14 protein-coding genes are annotated in these 16,752 nt (G+C 58.7%); 7 read left to right on the plus strand and 7 right to left on the minus strand.

What is annotated here, in order from left to right; genetic code table 11:
• Nucleotides 1-409 (minus strand): cupin domain-containing protein (locus tag PMN64_RS35750; RefSeq protein WP_411784107.1); only part of this gene is annotated, 409 nt, incomplete at its 3' end.
• 199 nt (nucleotides 410-608) lie between these two features.
• Between PMN64_RS35750 and PMN64_RS35755 the strand changes: the two genes are divergently transcribed.
• Nucleotides 609-1,463, plus strand: a complete 855-nt coding sequence (locus PMN64_RS35755) for a LysR family transcriptional regulator (RefSeq protein ID WP_411784108.1) — start codon at nucleotides 609-611, stop codon at nucleotides 1,461-1,463.
• Nucleotides 1,464-2,173: 710 nt separating this feature from the next.
• A complete protein-coding gene (locus PMN64_RS35760; RefSeq protein ID WP_411784109.1) occupies nucleotides 2,174-2,776 on the plus strand; it encodes a CarD family transcriptional regulator in 603 nt (200 codons plus the stop codon).
• A 319-nt stretch (nucleotides 2,777-3,095) separates the two neighbouring features.
• Here PMN64_RS35760 and PMN64_RS35765 read toward each other — a convergent pair whose 3' ends face one another.
• The gene (locus PMN64_RS35765; protein WP_411784121.1) at nucleotides 3,096-4,919 is read right to left on the minus strand and encodes a TerB N-terminal domain-containing protein; all 1,824 of its coding nucleotides are present in this window, start codon (nucleotides 4,917-4,919) and stop codon (nucleotides 3,096-3,098) included.
• 522 nt (nucleotides 4,920-5,441) lie between these two features.
• Entirely contained in the window at nucleotides 5,442-6,389 is a 948-nt protein-coding gene (locus tag PMN64_RS35770) for a restriction endonuclease (RefSeq protein ID WP_411784110.1), read from the minus strand.
• 132 nt (nucleotides 6,390-6,521) lie between these two features.
• Here PMN64_RS35770 and PMN64_RS35775 point away from each other — a divergent pair, with 132 nt between their 5' ends.
• Nucleotides 6,522-7,103 carry a hypothetical protein gene (locus PMN64_RS35775; RefSeq protein WP_411784111.1) on the plus strand — a complete coding sequence of 194 codons (582 nt, stop codon included), beginning with the start codon at nucleotides 6,522-6,524 and terminating at the stop codon, nucleotides 7,101-7,103.
• Between the two features lie 148 nt (nucleotides 7,104-7,251).
• Here PMN64_RS35775 and PMN64_RS35780 read toward each other — a convergent pair whose 3' ends face one another.
• Nucleotides 7,252-9,939 carry an AAA family ATPase gene (locus PMN64_RS35780; RefSeq protein WP_411784112.1) on the minus strand — a complete coding sequence of 896 codons (2,688 nt, stop codon included), beginning with the start codon at nucleotides 9,937-9,939 and terminating at the stop codon, nucleotides 7,252-7,254.
• A 185-nt stretch (nucleotides 9,940-10,124) separates the two neighbouring features.
• Between PMN64_RS35780 and PMN64_RS35785 the strand changes: the two genes are divergently transcribed.
• The 3 genes from PMN64_RS35785 to PMN64_RS35795 are packed head-to-tail and all read left to right on the plus strand — an operon-like array spanning nucleotide 10,125 to nucleotide 12,130.
• A complete protein-coding gene (locus PMN64_RS35785; RefSeq protein WP_411784113.1) occupies nucleotides 10,125-10,457 on the plus strand; it encodes a type II toxin-antitoxin system RelE/ParE family toxin in 333 nt (110 codons plus the stop codon).
• The gene (locus PMN64_RS35790; protein ID WP_411784114.1) at nucleotides 10,457-10,795 is read left to right on the plus strand and encodes a helix-turn-helix domain-containing protein; all 339 of its coding nucleotides are present in this window, start codon (nucleotides 10,457-10,459) and stop codon (nucleotides 10,793-10,795) included. The genes PMN64_RS35785 and PMN64_RS35790 overlap by 1 nt, the downstream gene beginning before the upstream one ends.
• 21 nt (nucleotides 10,796-10,816) lie before the next feature.
• A complete protein-coding gene (locus tag PMN64_RS35795) occupies nucleotides 10,817-12,130 on the plus strand; it encodes a DUF2130 domain-containing protein (RefSeq protein WP_411784115.1) in 1,314 nt (437 codons plus the stop codon).
• A 251-nt stretch (nucleotides 12,131-12,381) separates the two neighbouring features.
• Here PMN64_RS35795 and PMN64_RS35800 read toward each other — a convergent pair whose 3' ends face one another.
• A complete protein-coding gene (locus tag PMN64_RS35800) occupies nucleotides 12,382-12,561 on the minus strand; it encodes a helix-turn-helix domain-containing protein (protein ID WP_411784116.1) in 180 nt (59 codons plus the stop codon).
• Nucleotides 12,562-12,719: 158 nt separating this feature from the next.
• On the opposite strand from PMN64_RS35800, the gene PMN64_RS35805 reads away from it, so the two are divergent.
• Nucleotides 12,720-13,109, plus strand: a complete 390-nt coding sequence (locus tag PMN64_RS35805; RefSeq protein WP_411784117.1) for a hypothetical protein — start codon at nucleotides 12,720-12,722, stop codon at nucleotides 13,107-13,109.
• Nucleotides 13,110-14,048: 939 nt separating this feature from the next.
• Here the strand turns inward: PMN64_RS35805 and PMN64_RS35810 are convergent.
• Nucleotides 14,049-14,360, minus strand: coding sequence for a DUF736 domain-containing protein (locus tag PMN64_RS35810; RefSeq protein WP_411784118.1), 312 nt, complete (start codon nucleotides 14,358-14,360; stop codon nucleotides 14,049-14,051).
• Nucleotides 14,361-15,075: 715 nt separating this feature from the next.
• The coding region (locus tag PMN64_RS35815; RefSeq protein WP_411784120.1) for a chromosome partitioning protein ParB at nucleotides 15,076-16,752 on the minus strand (1,677 nt) is incomplete at its 5' end.

The raw sequence follows: 16,752 nt of genomic DNA on the forward strand, positions 1-16,752 counted from the left end.
GGGCTTCGAGCGCGCCCCGCGCGACTTTGACAACAAGCAACTTTGAAGCCGCCGAGAATCTTGCGGCATATGGCAAGTTTGGATCAAGGAGGGTTACGTCGCCCACACCAAGAATGAGTTGGCGGCCGTCCTGTTCGAGCGTGAGCAAACCGGCGGTTTGATGGCAGATAAACAAGTCGTCACTTTGAGCCTGCGCCACGTGCTTTGCCGTACGGGCCACGTCCATCGCCGAATTCTCGAACAGCACAAGTCCGGTGCCAGCCAGCATGCCGGATTGAAGTTCGGCGTTGAACGTCTGTCGGCATTCAGGCGTTGAAGAATGGCCGACAAGATTGTCACAAGCGACGCTATGCCAATAGTCAAAGCGGTGCCGAGGATCAACATCCGTCGTCGAAAAGAGCTTCTTCATAAGTCGACGCCCTATTGGCCGATTCCGTTCGCCCATAAAGCCGATCCAGACTCAGCTCGCTGGGATTGACTAGGAGTTTAGTCGCATTCGTTGTCGTTGCCCATTGTGATCTACTCCGAGATGATTTCAAAGGGATCGAGAAAGGATCGCTTGGGTTGATCGTCATGGAGTGGGCATGATGTGGCGAAGGCACCAAAACGTGCCCATCGAACTCGTTCGAACTGTCATCGCGATCGCAGAAACCGGAAGTCTTTCCAAAGCAAGCGAACGTCTGGGACTAAGCCAGCCAGCTGTAAGCTCCCAAGTAAAGCGGCTCCAGAGCTTGCTAGGCGGTGAGCTGTTTATGAAGACCGCAAACGGAACGACGGTAACGGACTTCGGTAAGTTGGCCCTACAACAGGCGCGCAGGATATTGGAGGCCAATGACCAATTGTTGCGCCTCAGCGGTTCCGCCGAGACCGTGATGCCCTTGAGGTTGGGTCTAAGCACGGTGTTTGTGCAAAAGTTTCTTCAAAGTCGTTCAACGGCATTTCCGGGTGACACGTTTATTCAGGCTGATCACTCCATCCAGATTGCAAAGGGTGTTTCGGCTGGCTACATCGATGTCGCCTGCTTTTATAAATACCCGGCGATCGAAGAAGACATAGACCAGCTGGCAGTAAAGGAATTCAACGAGCCCCTGGTGTGGATACGAGCGAGGAACTTTGTCATGAGCGCGGGCGCGCCGTTACCTATACTCGTTTGGCCAGGAGACGACTGGATGATACGAGCCCTGATCAAGCACGGGGTATCGTTCAAGATTGCATTCAAGAGCCTTGACTATCATGCCAATCTTGCAGCTGCAGAGGCGGGCATCGGCTTGACCGCTGTGCCCGAAAGCATGATCCCATCCTCCGTCATCAGAGCTAAGGAATATTATCTGCCGGCTCTTCCGACCATCAAAGCTCTATTGTGCGTACGGAACGGGCTGGACTCGAAACGGAGGGCACCGATGGTTGAACAGTTGTCGGGCTTGTTCTTCGAGAGCGGGCAAAAGATGCCCGGTTCGAATTGATTTCGTGTCGCGGCGCTGTATTGCGATCACTCAGCATACCGATGATGTGGTGACCCTGCCGGGCAAAGGACGATGGCATGACGATCATTCGTCGCGCCGTTGTTAAGGGTCGAGTTGCAGATGTCTGGCAGCGATCGGATCTCGAAGGCTGCTGCGTAGTAGTACAGACCGGATAGTCCCGTCTCGAGCCGCTATCTCATCTTGCGGTCCCCGATCTGAGAATTGCCGCGACTTCGACGACAGTTTTTTGTGATCTACTGAGAGAAACTCCCGATTCACGGGGTAGCTTTGGATCTGCGACAAAAGCGATCAAAACGTTCTTCGCTGATCAGGGCCCCTGATCGGAGACATTCTACAAAGAGAACGGTAAGCAGAAATGAATTCTGCCGTGAACATGTTGCCCGACCAATCACCCCGTGAAAGTTCCCTAGGTCTCTTCTTCGCACACCACGTTTACCAGTCACTTGCCTGCTGGCATGGCAACTGCTGGATTTGTAGGCTGCGAACTCGCTGCCAAGAAGTCACGCCATCGAACCGAATGGATATAGCTGGCGTCATTATCGTGGCGGCGCTCGCGCTCGCAGCTTATTGGTGAGGGATAGATGGGGCGGCATTTTTTCTGAGCCCCGCAGTTTATTTCTAATGCGTTCATTGATCAGAGCTCGAATTGGCAAGAAACCAATTTCAGATGTCATGGAGCATGTCGCGAAATGAATTTTTACCGTCAGCTTGGCGCTTATCATTCAGGCCACACGCAATCAGCTGCGCCCCCTGCCGATCAAGCGGATGGGAGCCAGAGCAACAATACGCGCTTTGGATTCAAGGCGACTGACCTGATCGTCTACCCTGCGCACGGTGTCGGTCAAATCGTTGCGATCGAAGAGCAGACTGTAGCCGGCGCCTGCCTCGAGTTCTTCGTCGTCTATTTCAGGAAGAGCAAGATGACGCTACGCGTTCCAACGAGCCGAGCGGCCAAGACCGGAATGCGTCGGTTGTCCGACCCGGGCACCATCCAGCACGCACGACGAATCCTGGGTCAACCACCTCATAAGGCGCGGGGCAATTGGACCCGGATTGCTCAAGAGTACGAAAGCAAGATCAATTCGGGTGATATTGCTGCAATTGCCGAAGTGATACGCGACCTCCACAGGCGCGCTGCCAACCCGGACCAGAGCTACGCCGAACGGCAGCTCTACACGACGGCCGTTGATCGCTTGTCCGAAGAAGTGGCTCTTGTTAGCGGCATGACCGAACAAGAAGCGGTGAAAGAGCTGGAAAGTGTGATAGCCCCCGAAGTCAGGCGCAGCGCCTAGTTGAGGCTTCTCGAACCAGTCGCAGCTTTGCATCCATCGACAACGGCAACGCGCCGGTCAGACGCGCGGCCGAAATTTTCCGTAGTGCGCCGGGGCCGCTTTCAAGCGGCTCCGGCTCAAGTCTCATTCTGCGGCTTGCGAGAAGGGGCTCCCGCCCGGCGCATCGCTTGATGCCTCGGCTTCATCTTGCGGCTTTGCCGTTCTCAGCAAGGCAGGCAGCCAGTCGGTTGCGGCCAGCAACATCGGCCCGCGATCCACAACATGACGTTGTCGAAGATCACAAAATCGCAGCCGCCCATTTCGATGATGATCTTTTCAATCACATCTGGCCCCGCCCCGTCTTGAGCGGGTGGAAGTTCAGAATGACGATGATGCGTTGGGTTCGATCGCCGCCGACGACTGCGACAGCCGCGTCGGCGATGGCTTCCCGTTCGGCATCGCTGCGCTCCGCCAGGCGCTTCATGACTCTCGATAGCTTGGGCGGATTGTTGAAGATCGTGACGGCGAACGAGATCAGACGTGCGCGCTCGACCGCGCTGAGGTCCTTCCCGTCCCTGATCCCAGCGATAACCCGCGACATCTCCTCGTTCGAGGAATCGCCATCCGCCGCTGCCGCGAGCACGGCGACCTCGACCTGGGCCTTCATCGCCCGATAGGCCTGACGCTCCGGGTCGACCGGCCCGCCGCCGGGTGCCTTGAACAGGAATATCTGATCCTCTGGCTGCGGGACCGTGCCGCCGAAGCGCCGATCCGGCTCGATCGCGATATCGAGCCGATCGAGCACCTGCCCAAGCTGGTCCGCGAGCCCGGACGATACCTTGCCATTCTCCGGAAGGTCGAAGTCCGCCGCCCGCAGCACGGTGCCCATCTTCGTGCTCGCCCGGCTCTGGCCGCCCATGACCTCCGACAGGCGTCCCTCGAACGCACGCAACGCGTCGAACCCGATTTCCGACAACAGGTCCTGCGGCAACAGAAGCGAGGCCTGCACCGAGTTGCGCGCCTCGGGCTGGCGACCCAGAAGTCGGCTGAACCCATCGAGTTCGTCGGTACATTCCTGCACGAGGTGCCTCAGCGGTTCGGGAGATGTCGTCGCCTTCGCGACGTCAGGATAGGCCTGATGGGGGCCGTCCACGGCCACCCTGAAGGCTCCGCTGGCGGCTTCGTACCTGAGATCGATGTTGCCGGATGTGGATACGTCCAATCCTTCCGGGAACGCGCTCCGGAAACGCAGATGCCAAAGGGCCACGAATTCGTCGAAGCAGCGGACGGCAGCGGTACGCAGATACACGTCCGGCAATGCGAGAACCCAGAGCAGTGCGTCCTCGGACAGGATCGTCGACGACTGCGCAAGACGCCGCCCAAGATGCATGCGCACCGGAATGTCTATTTCAGGAGAGTGCGACCGCTCCGCCGACGGCTGCGGAACAGCAAGCGGCATGCCGGCCGCGCACCTTGCCATGTCAACGAACCGCCTCCCGTAACCCTGGAAGGACTCGTTGTCGACGCGCCTCGCGAGGAGCCTCTCGACTTCGGAAATGCAATCCGGCGCACTCGCGACATCCCGATCGACGAAGAGCCTGTGCTCCAGCCCGTAGAAGAACACGAAGACGTGCCCAATACCGTAGGAATCGTCTCGCCGACCGGTCGACATCCAGTCAAGGAACGCACGACGGGCCGCTGGCGTCACGTCCGCGTAGGACGGCCAGTACGGCATCGAATCCCCAGCAACGTCCGGCCGCGACGTTTGCGCGGAAAGCTTGGGATTGATGACATAACCATCGATCTCCTGGCCTTCCGAGAAGAGAGCCTCACCGAGATAGAAGCGACCGGCCGCGATCGTGACGCCCTGGACCGTGACCGACTCCCCTGGCGGCACCCACCTCGCCGGCGCTGCAGCCCGCCCCCTGCGATAGGCCGGCGCGATCCGCTCCGGGGCCACTGTCCGTGGCCCGACCAGCGGCGGCGGAGTGGGCTGCACGCCCGACCGGCTCGGCGCGATCTCGCCTCGCTTTTTGGCTTTTGAGGAAAGGTAGCCGAGCAGCAGCACGAGACCGGAGACCGTGCAGACGACCACGACCGCGGTCAGATTTTCAACGACGAACCGATAGGCCGCGCTGAGGACCGCGTAGATCGCGCCCAGCACGAGCAGCAAGCCCATTCCTGCCGTAGACCAGCCCTTCCGCCGCCCCATATCTCCGTCTATCCCCGCCGCTTCTTTCGTCCAGAAATAGCGTGTGACAGTAGGGATGTACAATCGTCGAAGGTCGTGTCCGCGGGGCCTTCCGTAATGCCTTCCTCCCGGGAACCTGCACTCGGAGTACCATCTCGCGAAATCGTACAAAAGCGTAGATCAGCGTGCGCTACGGACGGTCCCCCACGCCGTTGAGCCAGTGTTTTCAGAGACTTACCGCGTAGCCCGAGGGTTGGGATCAGCCAAAAGGGCCTGAAGGCGGTTTCCGCTGCCTCTTCAGCTTACGGGCGATGTTATCGGAAACTGCCTGCCACTCGTCCTTGCCCGCCTTTCGCGCTCAGCGACGGATGCCCCTCGGAGCGCCCCGGCTTGGCAAATCAACCCCGGTTTGCTGCCGAAAGCTCTTCGTTATCGCAACCAACAGCACGAACGCGACAATCAGCAACAGCCAGTGCACGATTTTCCCCCTCCGTCCTAAAACGTTGGTGCGCTCGCATGCCACCCCACGAGCACGTCCATATCCACCAACGCGACTTTCTCGGAAAGCCCGGCCGATTCTATCGCCTCGTCGGTAAACCCGGAAGTGGAGACGACGTATCCGCGAAAAGCGCCGTGCTCTTCAATCACGCCCTTGAATTGCTGGATGGTCGGGCGCCCCACCCTATTCTCCGGTGCATTGCGCTTACACTGCACAACGATCAAGCCCTCCGGGTGGATGGCAAAGCCGTCGACACCGTAATCATTCGATTTCCGTGTCGCCCAGGACTCGAAGCCTGCGGCGTCGAAAAAGCTCATCGTGTGCCGCTCGAATTGAAACGGGTCCATGTTTAGCAGGTAGGCCCGAAGCGCTAATTCCTCGGGCGGCACCGCAAAGCGTGTGGGATCCATCGGCTGCTCTTTCATTGCAGCCCTCATTTCTGCACTAGCCCGGCGCAGGCGTTCGTCCTGCGCTATGGCATCGATTATCTCAGCGATGTGTGGGCGCGCCTCGGGGTTGGTCACGATCGTTTCGATGATTGAAGTGATGCCCGCTGTGCCAAGGAACACGAGCAACAGAACAGGCACACCAAACGCGCCGCCGAACGCTGCAATACCGGCTGCATGCCCTCCAACCAACGGGACCGCAGCTAACGTCGCGGGCAGCGCAATCTTCATCGGCAGCGGAAGGTCTGAGCTGCGATAGTTCGAAACCGCTTCCGAAACGCTTTTTGCAATCGCGGTAATTGCTGTCCGCGAATTGACAAGCGAATTCAGCTTTTTGAATTTGTCTGTTGGACTCAAATCGCTCGCGATGACAGCACGCGAATCGCTTAGCCATCGAATGGCGATCGCGCGGTCCTCTGATCGCGTTGAATGTCTTATGGCCGACGCGAAGCGGGCTATCAGCCACTTCCTAATGCCTCCTGTGATCCCATCAAGCATGGTTGCTTCCAAAGAATAAGTACGCCTGCTTTAAAGACGATGCGTCTTAGCAATCTAGACCTTAGGCGCACGACCTATTGCGCGCATTCTCAGGTTGATATCCTATCAATCAAGAGTCTAGGGGTATTTCCGATGCGAGTTGTTTTCACAATCTTTGCTTTGATCAATTTCGTCGTTAAGCCCGTCTGGGCGCAGGATAGCGCTCCCAGCAGGCTAGACAGTATTACCAAGTCGGCCCGAGGCATGATTCCCTCAATGCCAACCGTCTCTCTGCCGTCAATGCCGGACCTATCGCTTCCTGACTTGTCCGATCCATCAGGCAAGCTAGTGGCGGAGTTCAATTCGTTCACTCAGCAAGTCGGGGACGCTCTGCCTCTCTTAGAACAGATGGGCTATGAGGTCACCACCTTCAAAGTCACTTGGGGTCTCCCACCGAAGGCGCGACTACGACTGAAGTCTAGCGGCAATGCCGACACGCAAAAGGTGACCGCCATCGCTGCGAAGGCACCGAGCAGCGGCGTCTTAGTTTCCGCTCTGATCTCCAGCGCAGTAACCGCTAAGCGGATTCAGACCACAATGAAATTGGGCACGGCCTTTCTCGACGTCGACTTTGCCGTTCCGCCTCGCGTGAACATGAAATTCGTGAACTCCAAGGACAATCCAAAAGACGATTTTCGCGATCTGGATGACCTAGAGTTTGCTTGTAAGAACTGAGGCTAGAAATCAAGACCGACCCGTTTATCAAGCCATTTCTGCGAACTCGACTGGAGCTGATGAACGGAAATGAGCTCCTAGAATGGCTCGTCAAACTCGCTGCAAAAAATAGCCACAACACCGATCATTTCGTGGGATCAGCACCTCGCTAATCAAGTACAGCGGCGGCCACCGGCCCCTTCTCAAATACTTTGCCTTCCTCTTCAAGCGCCTTCCGTCGTTTGTCCGCCGCGCTAATGAAAGCGGAAAGCGTATCGAGGTCCGCCTTGATCGTATCCCACTTCGGTAGATCGGCCGGCACCTCGATGGACTGATCATGCCCAGAGAATTTCGAGCAGCGGGTCATTCCCGCGTAAATGGCTTCGTAGTCGGCCTTCTCGATCCGCGCCGCCCTTAACTTCATGGTTGAAACGCCCGGCCTGAATCGGCCAACGACGCCCGCAAAAAGAATTTCCTCGATCGAATGCTCCCAGGTTTCACGCATCTTCGTATAGATGTCGATGACGAACGACCGCTGGGTTTCATCCGTTTCTGAGTAGGTCGTCTTTTTCTTCTGCAAAAGCTCAGTGATCACCGCCAAGCGTTTCGTAACACCCATCGAAATCCAGGGGCGTTGATTGTCATCAATGATGCCGAAGCGCCCATCGCCGTGCTTGGCAATCCATTCTTTCCTAAGAGGCACCTTCAATTCTTGCGCGAGCTCCTCCACGGCATAGTGAAAGAATAGATTGTGCGTGAAAATGATGACCTGCCGCCCCGCAGTTGCCTCTTTCACCAAGCGCTTCGCCACTGCCTCGATACGTGCATGGTCAAGCGACGAAACCGGATCGTCGACCACGATGCCGTGCTTTGCCCCAACCTCCTTCAATTCTGCCAGGAATCCAGCCAGGGCAAGCGCTCTTCTTTCGCCCTCGCTCAGGATGTCGCTGTTCTTTCCGATCTTCTGCTGCGCTTCGAGGCCGATTTGAACCTTGCTCTTACCGACCTCGCCACGGTCAGCAAGCTTGAGCGGCAAATGCTGAAGATCGAGAGCAACGATTTCATCCTGCAGGCTCGATTGAAGGGAATCCGTCAGAACCTTCCTTCTCAACTTGGTAATATGAGTCGTGATGGCGCCAACCGCGCAAGCTGTAACGCAAGCCTTGGTCTTAACCAGAATCTCCAGCGAATTGCGCCGCGCCACAAACGTATCGATATCGGTCGATAGCTTCTTCCTCGCCTCAAGGTCATCATGCTTTTGCTGACGCTCGGCGCGTTTGGCGGCTTCGCCGGCAGCCGGCTTCAGACCGTCAATTTCCTTGGCGAGCATCGCGCTTTCCGCGACCAGCTCATCGACAACCGAGCGATCAAGATCAGCGAGCCCCTCCAGTCCCGAATAGTCGATAGCCTTGATGGCCTTTGCAAGCAGGTCATGACGCTCCCGGGCAGCGGTATAGAACTGCTCCAATCGATCTGCCTGCCCTTGGCGGCGAGCCGACCCTTCGACGAAATTGACCAGCCGGTTCTTGATCTCCGTTCCGTCAATGAACTTGACCTCGAGCACCGCGCGGGCGATGTCCGCGAAGCTCTTCTTTGCCTGCTCAGCGTCGGCGCTGGCCTTGCCCTCTACGTACTCGTCAAAGGCTGCCAGCCGAAGACGTGCATCATCGTTCAGTGGTTGATGGCAAAGCACACAGGTGTCGGCCGTGACCAGTTGAGGTTTAGCAAGGGCAGGATAGGCTTCAGCAGCAAAGTCACGAGCGTATCTCAACAGCTGACGCCACGCTTCATTGCCCAGCTGAGGCACCGCGGAACCCTCCGAAAGCGCCGTGGCAGCTGCCTTCGCAGCGTCCCGCGTTGTCGCGGCCTTCGCTTGCGCTTCCTTCAACTTCGTTACGCCGGCATTGCCGATGGTATCGAATATCGCGTTTGCCTCCGCGACGAGTGTTTCGACCGTGGCCTTGGTCGCCTGCTTCACCTTGGACAGCTGCGCGGGATCCTGGCTCAGCTCCAGCTTAATTGCTTGCAGCTCGGCGTCGTCCTTCTCAGTCCATGCCGCCAGTGACCGCATCGCGGCTTCAGCTGGCAGATCCTCGTCTGCTTTGAGATTGGCGAGCATCGTCGATACTTTGGTCTTCTTCTCATAGCCAAGTGGCAGGGGCGTCTTGTGCGCCTTGATCAACTGCGCTTCCTCGGTCTTGAACCGGCCATCGAGGATGCGCAGGGTGTCGGCCAGGTTGGTCAGCAACGCAAGCTCGAAGGGCAGAAACTCGATGTTTCGCTCGGCATCGACATATAAGCCGGCGACGTCGCTGTCGAAGACCGAAATGCGCCCCAGCTCTGGCGGCGGGTCGGTTTTGTCATTCCAGACAACACTCTTTGTCTTGTCGCCGTCGACACGAAATGACAGCGTGATCTCGCGCGGATCGGACGATTCCGGCTCGAACACGTTACCCCGCAAGGTAACGTCATGGAGGCAATGGCAGATTTTCTTGGCAATGCGGCAATACCCGCTCTTGCCCGATCCATTCGGCCCGTAAATCAGCGTCACCCCATCGATAGCGAATATGAGCGGGGGCTGCTTCGCTGCGAGACGATCGATGTTGCGCAACGGGCCGATCGATCCCAGCACCGTAACCGGGGCGAATTTGTTGCCGGCCTTGAGGTGGGTTTTGGTCAGAGCAGGCCAGGTCGTTAATTTTCCGCCGGGAAGGCCTGCGTCGGCCCTGATGGCCGCCTCCAATTGCCCAAGCTCGCTCTCATCAAGTTTCGTTTTTGAGGCGAGAAGCCGCACAGCCTCCTGTTGCCACTTGGGGCGTGCGGCGCACCATTCGAATAAGGTCTTGTCGTCAGCCATACGTGATCCAAACAATCAATTGTATAAAGCGGGCTTCGAAATCATTGATTGCATCAAAGGAAGTCGCACGGCTTAGCTTGTCAAGGCACCCCCTTCTACAACCAAAGTCGTTGACACGTTTTTATAGGTATATTTCTATATGCCTGCAGAATGACCTTCTGCGCGCGATCAAGCCCACAGTTTTCGTGGGTTCGAGCAAGAAAGACCTGCGGGCGTTTCCTGCAGCCGTCCGAAGCGAGATCGGCCAGTCCCTTTTTGAAGCGCAACTCGGCGAACGTCTGCGCAACGCGAAGCCCTTGAAAGGCTTCAGCGGGGTTTTAGAGATTCGCGACAACTTCGCTGGCGATACCTACAGGACCGTCTACGCAACGCGTCTGGAAGGGGTCCTGTACGTCCTTCATGCGTTTCAGAAGAAGTCCACCAGCGGAATCGCCGCACCGCAACGGCATATAGACCTGATCAGGCAGCGCTTGCGCGATGCCGAGGCTATCCACAAGGCAACAAAGGGAGACCGATAATGAGCGCTAAGAAAAAGCTGCCCGCCCATGACATGGGCTCTGGCAACATTTTTGCTGATCTCGGCCTGCCAAATGCCGAGGAACATCAACTGAAGGCCGCCCTGGTTGTCCAATTAAAGCGGCTCGTGGCGGACCGGGAAATGACCCAGATCGAAGCCGCCAAGCTGGTGGATATGAAGCAGCCTGACTTGTCCAAGTTGCTCCGTGGGCATTTCAAGCTGGTTTCAGTGGAAAAGCTGCTGCGCATGCTTACGGCGTTCGACCAGGACGTTGAAATAACGGTAAAGCCACATCGGAAGCGTGGCGAAGCCGGCCGGATCACGTTTATTCCGGCCTAGATCGGTCAACAGGGAGGGTTCATGACATTTAGCGCGACGGCGGCCAAAGCCGCCCATGAACCCACCCTGCATTGCCCAAACTGCAACCACGAGATTCGGCTGACGGAGTCGCTCGCCGCCCCCCTTCTCGCGGAGACCCGCCAGCGCTTTAATGAGCAGCTGGCGAGTAAGGACGCCGAAGTCGCGCGGAAAACCGAGGCGCTCCAGCAAGAGCGTGAGAAGCTTCAGAAGGATCGCGAAGAAGTTGAAGACCAGGTCGCCAAACGGCTGGCGGCTGAACGCGGCCAGCTCGTTGCGGCGGAAGCGAAGAAGGCACGTGAGGTCGCCGCGGCCGAAATTCAGGCCCGGACCAACGAGGCGGCCGAGCTTCGGCAATTGCTCGAAGCGAACAACGGCAAATTAGCAGAAGCACAGCAGGCGCAGGCCGAACTGATCCGCAAACAGCGGGCGCTCGATGACGAGAAGCGCGAGCTTGACCTGACGGTTGAGAAACGGGTCCAGGCGCTGGTTGATCCGATTCAGGTCAAAGCCAGGCAGGAGGCCGACGAAGCGGCGCGGCTGCGTGTCGCCGAGAAGGACCAGACCATTGAATCAATGACCCGTACGATCGAGGAACTGAAGCGCAAGGCTGAGCAGGGCTCGCAACAGTCACAGGGCGAGGTTCTTGAGCTTGAACTTGAGGAATTGCTGCGCGGTAGGTTTCCAGCTGACTCGATTGAACCGGTCGGCAAAGGTGAACTTGGCGCCGACCTTATTCAGCAGGTGAACGGATCGATCGGACAACCTGTCGGCATTATTCTTTGGGAAACCAAGCGCACCAAGGCCTGGAGCGACGGGTGGCTTGCCAAGCTGCGAGACGATCAGCGCCGCTCCGGTGCCGACGTCGCTTTGATTATCTCGCACGCCCTGCCCAAACATGTTGAGCAATTCGACCTCGTTGATGGCGTCTGGGTGGCTCACCCGCGCTGCGCATTGCCTGTAGCGGTCGCGCTCCGTCAGGCATTGATCGACGTCAGCAGCTCGCGCCTTGTCCAGCAAGGTCAACAGACCAAGATGGAACAGGTCTATCATTACCTGACGGGGACGAAGTTCCGACAACGTGTTGAAGCCGTGGTCGAGAAATTCAATGACATGCGCGACGACCTCGACAAAGAGCGCAAGTTTATGGGTCGGCAGTGGGCTAAGCGCGAAACCCAAATCCTCGCAGTCATCGACTCGACTGTTGGCATGGTCGGAGACCTTCAGGCCATCGCGGGCAAAGCGATGCCGGAAATCCCGAGCTTGGAAATGCAGCTTCTGGAGAACGATGCCGACCCCGCTCGCAAAGCCGGATAGAGCCGCAATACTCTAGGGTGCCCTGCCACCATCCCAGGAACTTTTTTGATCGGCATTCGGGAGGGCGTTGATCTAGCCGGCTGAAGAGCGCGCCGCCGCCTCAGAAGCTGCATTTTAATGCGACAAGTCTTCGGTAGGTTTTGACGGTCAGATCGTCTTGGACTGCCAACCAAAAACTGACCCCACGAGAAGCTTAAAATATGATGGCAATAACGCCTATTGTTAATGAGTTTGCCGAGCGAGTACGCGCATCATTCGTCCTTGAGTAATTTCCAAGGCTCCACACTGAGGCCCTTGGCAATGCGTGCCACGTTGTCAATTGAGACATTTCGCTCCGAACGTTCCACACCGCTAAGGTAAGTTCGATTGATGCCGCTCTCGAGCGCAAGCGCCTCCTGGCTAAGGCCACGCGCTGCTCGAAGTCGGCGCATGTTCCTCGCTAGAATGTCCCGCAGTGGTCCCTTGTGCGTCCGTTTCACGAAGACACTTGGGCCCGTCCGACGCCTTTAAGGCGACCGCTTTTAAGTTACAATCGGCAGGCCAAACTGCTATCGTCACCCAAGCAAGGGACCTCATAGCGATCAGCGTCATGAATGAAGAGAGCGATGCAGTAGAGGCATTCCTAGAGTTGAGCGAAGGGCAGCCCCTTCAATCCGCGTCTTGGAGTGTCGGTTATCGACTGATCGGATCCGGCGAGGTTATCTGCGCGATCAAGTTACCCCTAGCGGTCGCGGAGGCAGCACGCCTCCCTCAGTCCAGAATTTCAATCGTGTTAACTGCAGCTGGTCGGATCGAGGTATTCGCAGGAGGGTCCCTAGAAAATGAGTCGATCGACGAGCTTGTCGCCAAGACAGTTGCGGAAGAGAATCTTCGCCTTGAAGAGGCCTCAGGATCGGACTTGAGATCCCTCCTCGACCGCCTTGAGCATTCAGTGAGCCTCGTGAAGGAAGCCATCGCACGCATGCCACCGTCCACCTGAGAGCCTGGTCGGGGCACTGAAGGCATAGGGAGCGCAAATCGGAAGCCAACAGGCAGCACTTATTGGAACAAGTACCGATCCTTAAGAACCTTCATCATTCGTCTGGATGACGAGCCCATCTTGCGTTCGCTTCGCCTGTCGAAGCTGGTGAAGCTCAAAGGGGCCTTCTGGCCTTGGCGCGACGCCAGGGATGTCGCCTGCAGCACGCAATTATTTGCGATGTGACGCGATCATTTGGCCCGCATCAAATCAGCTTGACGCCATGCGGCGTGGGCGAGTAGCCAACCGCTCCGCTCAGTCTCGCCTGCTTAGTTCGCCTTCCAGCGGGTGCACAGTGAGGAACCTCATGATCTTTCTTGCTTGTCGAACCTCCACCTGGCCGACGTTTCACGCTGATCCTGTCGATCAGCCATTGCTGACACAATTATGCAAAGCCGGCATCGCTTTAGAACCGTTTTGACGACATCGCCTGCACCGGTGTCGCCAACTCTTGGATGTGCAGACAACCACTTAGCCGCACTTCGGCGCCAGTGCTTTTATCTTGCCCTCTTAATCGGTCGTCTCGTGCGCTTCATCTCACCCATTGTCGCTTGCTCTATCTGCTGTGGGTGTTCGATCGGAATGACCTTGAATACTACCCTTTCGCTGAAGTAACGCACGGCAATTCGAGCTCTGAGGGCATGCACGGAGACGTCATTCAATCTGGGAAACTGCCTCAATATCGCGCCTGGCGATCGAAATTCGAGGCTCAATCCGACGCGAATTTCCAGGAGACTCTCGACAAACTGCTCCCCAAATTCCATCCGATCAATCGCATTTTTGACCGACGACGAACCTCCTTTTCCGATCGCGAAGTGCCCTTCAGCCTCCCGCCAGAGCGGCGCAACAAACGCAAAAAAGCCCCGCCTCCGAGGAGGCGGGGCCGATGGCTGCGGCCGATCAATCGCCGCTACGGCGCGACCAGATCAAGCTGAAACCTTCCTCACCTTCGACCTTGACCAACGAGGCGTAGATCGGGGCCGGGAAGCTCGGATCGTCGAGCTTGACCGAGAGATATTCGCGCTCGCTGTCGCGGACGGTCTTCTTCCAGGCGGCGCCGAACTCGGTCGCGCCCGCAAAGATCCGGTAGTCGGGAGCCTTGTCGTTGTCCTTTTCGGATGCGACAAGCTTCGCCTTGATGTTGAGCGTCAGCGTCTTGATCGAGCCGGTGTAGCCGTTGTCCGATGCGGTCAAAGTGCCGATGGTCGCCATGATAATCTCCGTCTGTTTTGCTCGGGCCGCGTCCATCACAGCCTCGATGGCGATCCCTTGCCCGGAGAGCGATCGGCCCGCAGCCTTTAGGGCCCGCAGCTCGAGCGGAGGACGGCGAAAGCCTGCTTTTTTGTCTTCCCGCGAGGAATGCCGCCCCCTTCGCGGCAGGGGAAAAAAGCAGGCGTGAGCTGTTGCGGGAAGGCGATCGAGACTCTTGCCGTCCCTCGGGCCTGATCAGCCCAATCGTGACTGCGTTGGACGCGAGCCCATGATAGAACTGACGGAGATTTTCATGGCGATCGCCCCACGTCACAGCTTAGACAACGGCTGAATCGGTGGAAGATAAGCCGATGTCCGCCCATCAATTGCAAGGAGGGCGCATCGGGATCAACGCGAAGAACCGGGCCACATGTTCGCAGAGGACACCGGTCACACCGCCGGAATGGTTCGCCCGGCTGCATCCTCGATAGTCGCAATCAAGGCACGATCCCTGCCCTAGTCTATGCCTCGCTGGTGAAGGTCGAAGGAGGCGCGATACAGCCGCCCTGGCTGCAGCAATCGGCGTAGATCAGACGGGTCATCCGCCCCCAATCGGAGGGAGCCCTTGCGTGGAAAATCGCCGCTTTGCACCAGTCGAAGCGGGCCGCGCGCCGTCAGGTGCGCGGCCGAAAATTTTGATCACGCCGGGGCCGCCTAAGCGGCCCCGGCGCTGGTCTCACTCCGCAGCTTCTGCGTGGGGTACGCTGCCTTCCGCCTCGCTTTGGAGATCAGTTTGCTCCTGCGGGACGGCCATCCGCAGCAGCGACGGCAGCCAACCGGTCGCCGCCAACAGCTGCTCGGCGGCCTGCGCCATATCGGCCTTCTTCATGTCCGTCAGACGCTCGGCCGCCTCCCCGCCGACGCCTTCGCGGACAGCTTCCAGGATGTTCGCCTTGGTGACGCGACCGAGATAACTGCGCACCGTCGGGTGCCAGTAGGCGGTCATGTCGAGGGCCACGGCCTCGGCCAAACGGCGGCCCGCCGCCAGCGCACGCGGCCTCCGATGGAACGGCAATTTGACCGCATTGACCGTGAGCGCGACGCAATGCGCGAACAGCGCCATGCGGCTGTCGTGGTCGAGCTCGGCCACGAATTCCCACAGTCCGGCGACGTCTCTGGGCATCTGCCGCGCCCAATTGCCATGGCGATCCGACCAAGCTTTCCCGGCCGGCGTGTCCTCGATCCCGTCCGCGTGCGCAGCCAGATCGGTCCTGACCGGCTGGATGCCGACCACATGGGCGTTCGCTCCGAGATAGAAGATTTGCGCGGCGAGCGCATGGGTGACCGCCACGATGGCAACATCAGGCTGCTCACTCAAATTGAGGCGCAGCCCCAAGGTGCGGTGCGCGGTCAGGTCGCGAACGAGAGCGTCGGACAGCTTCTGGTCCTCGTCTTCCTCGTCGCTCGCGCCCTCGTCGTCCTCGCCGTCCGGCGCGCCCTCCTCGCCTCCCCGGTCCTCTTCATTCCGCGCCCCGGCGCCGCCTTCCGGACCGGCTTCGGCCTCGGACTTCTCGTCGTCCGGGCGGATGAAACCCCGCTCGATCCGCACCGTGCCGTCGTGATTGAGGACCACGAAGGCGCCACCGCGCGCAACGTCGGCGACATCGTAGGCCTGCCGTTTCGCCTCCAGCCGCTCGATCTCAGTCTCCAGCTCGCCGAACCGCGCGTCCACGTCGTCGGGGAGTTCCTCGGCCATCTGATGCTGCTCGGTCAGCCGGTCGAACTCGGTCTGAACCGCCTGAAGGGCGGCCTGATCTTCCGCCGAAAGCTCGACCGGATGGGGGTAGACCCGGCGCATACCGTGGGCATGCGGGAAGTCGAGATGGGCTTCCGTCCATCGCCATCCCTCGGCCGCCCGCAGGTTATCCGCCTCGCGACCGAGCCTTGCGGTCACCAAGAGATCGAGCAGCGAGACGTCTTCCAGATAGCCGCCGCGATCCTCGGTAAAGAGGTCGCGCAGCACGGTGCCGCCCGCCTCCGTATAGGCCTCGAGCCCGACAAAGCGCGCCCGGCGATCCGTGGCAGGAACGTGGGTTTCGGTGAGCAGACGGCGGATGGTGGCAGCATCGGGGTCGAACGGCAGGCGCTCATAGACGGCCTCCTGCCGGGCATGATCGTCCGTGATGGCAAACGCCATCAACTGCTCAAGCGTCAGCTCGCCGTCGCGATAGAGCTGCACCAATCTGGGCGAAACCGCGCCGAGCCGCAGGCGTTGCCGCACCACATGCGCGGTGACACCGAAGCGAGCCGCGATCTCCTCCACACCGAGCCCGCGCTCGTCCGCAAGCTTCCGAAACGCTTCGAACTCGTCGGCCGGATGCATCTTCTCCCGAGTGACGTTCTCGTCCAGGCT

Origin of the sequence: Bradyrhizobium sp. UFLA01-814 (assembly GCF_046718885.1) — a bacterium.
Taxonomy (GTDB): Bacteria; Pseudomonadota; Alphaproteobacteria; order Rhizobiales; family Xanthobacteraceae; genus Bradyrhizobium; species Bradyrhizobium elkanii.

Excerpts from the sequence above, each read along its gene's own strand:
- PMN64_RS35790 (WP_411784114.1), top strand. The coding sequence starts at position 10,457 with ATGAGCGCTAAGAAAAAGCTGCCCGCCCATGACATGGGCTCTGGCAAC.
- PMN64_RS35770 (WP_411784110.1), bottom strand. The coding sequence starts at position 6,389 with ATGCTTGATGGGATCACAGGAGGCATTAGGAAGTGGCTGATAGCCCGC.
- PMN64_RS35775 (WP_411784111.1), top strand. The coding sequence starts at position 6,522 with ATGCGAGTTGTTTTCACAATCTTTGCTTTGATCAATTTCGTCGTTAAG.
- PMN64_RS35795 (WP_411784115.1), top strand. The coding sequence starts at position 10,817 with ATGACATTTAGCGCGACGGCGGCCAAAGCCGCCCATGAACCCACCCTG.
- PMN64_RS35760 (WP_411784109.1), top strand. The coding sequence starts at position 2,174 with ATGAATTTTTACCGTCAGCTTGGCGCTTATCATTCAGGCCACACGCAA.
- PMN64_RS35800 (WP_411784116.1), bottom strand. The coding sequence starts at position 12,561 with ATGCGCCGACTTCGAGCAGCGCGTGGCCTTAGCCAGGAGGCGCTTGCG.
- PMN64_RS35810 (WP_411784118.1), bottom strand. The coding sequence starts at position 14,360 with ATGGCGACCATCGGCACTTTGACCGCATCGGACAACGGCTACACCGGC.
- PMN64_RS35805 (WP_411784117.1), top strand. The coding sequence starts at position 12,720 with ATGAATGAAGAGAGCGATGCAGTAGAGGCATTCCTAGAGTTGAGCGAA.
- PMN64_RS35780 (WP_411784112.1), bottom strand. The coding sequence starts at position 9,939 with ATGGCTGACGACAAGACCTTATTCGAATGGTGCGCCGCACGCCCCAAG.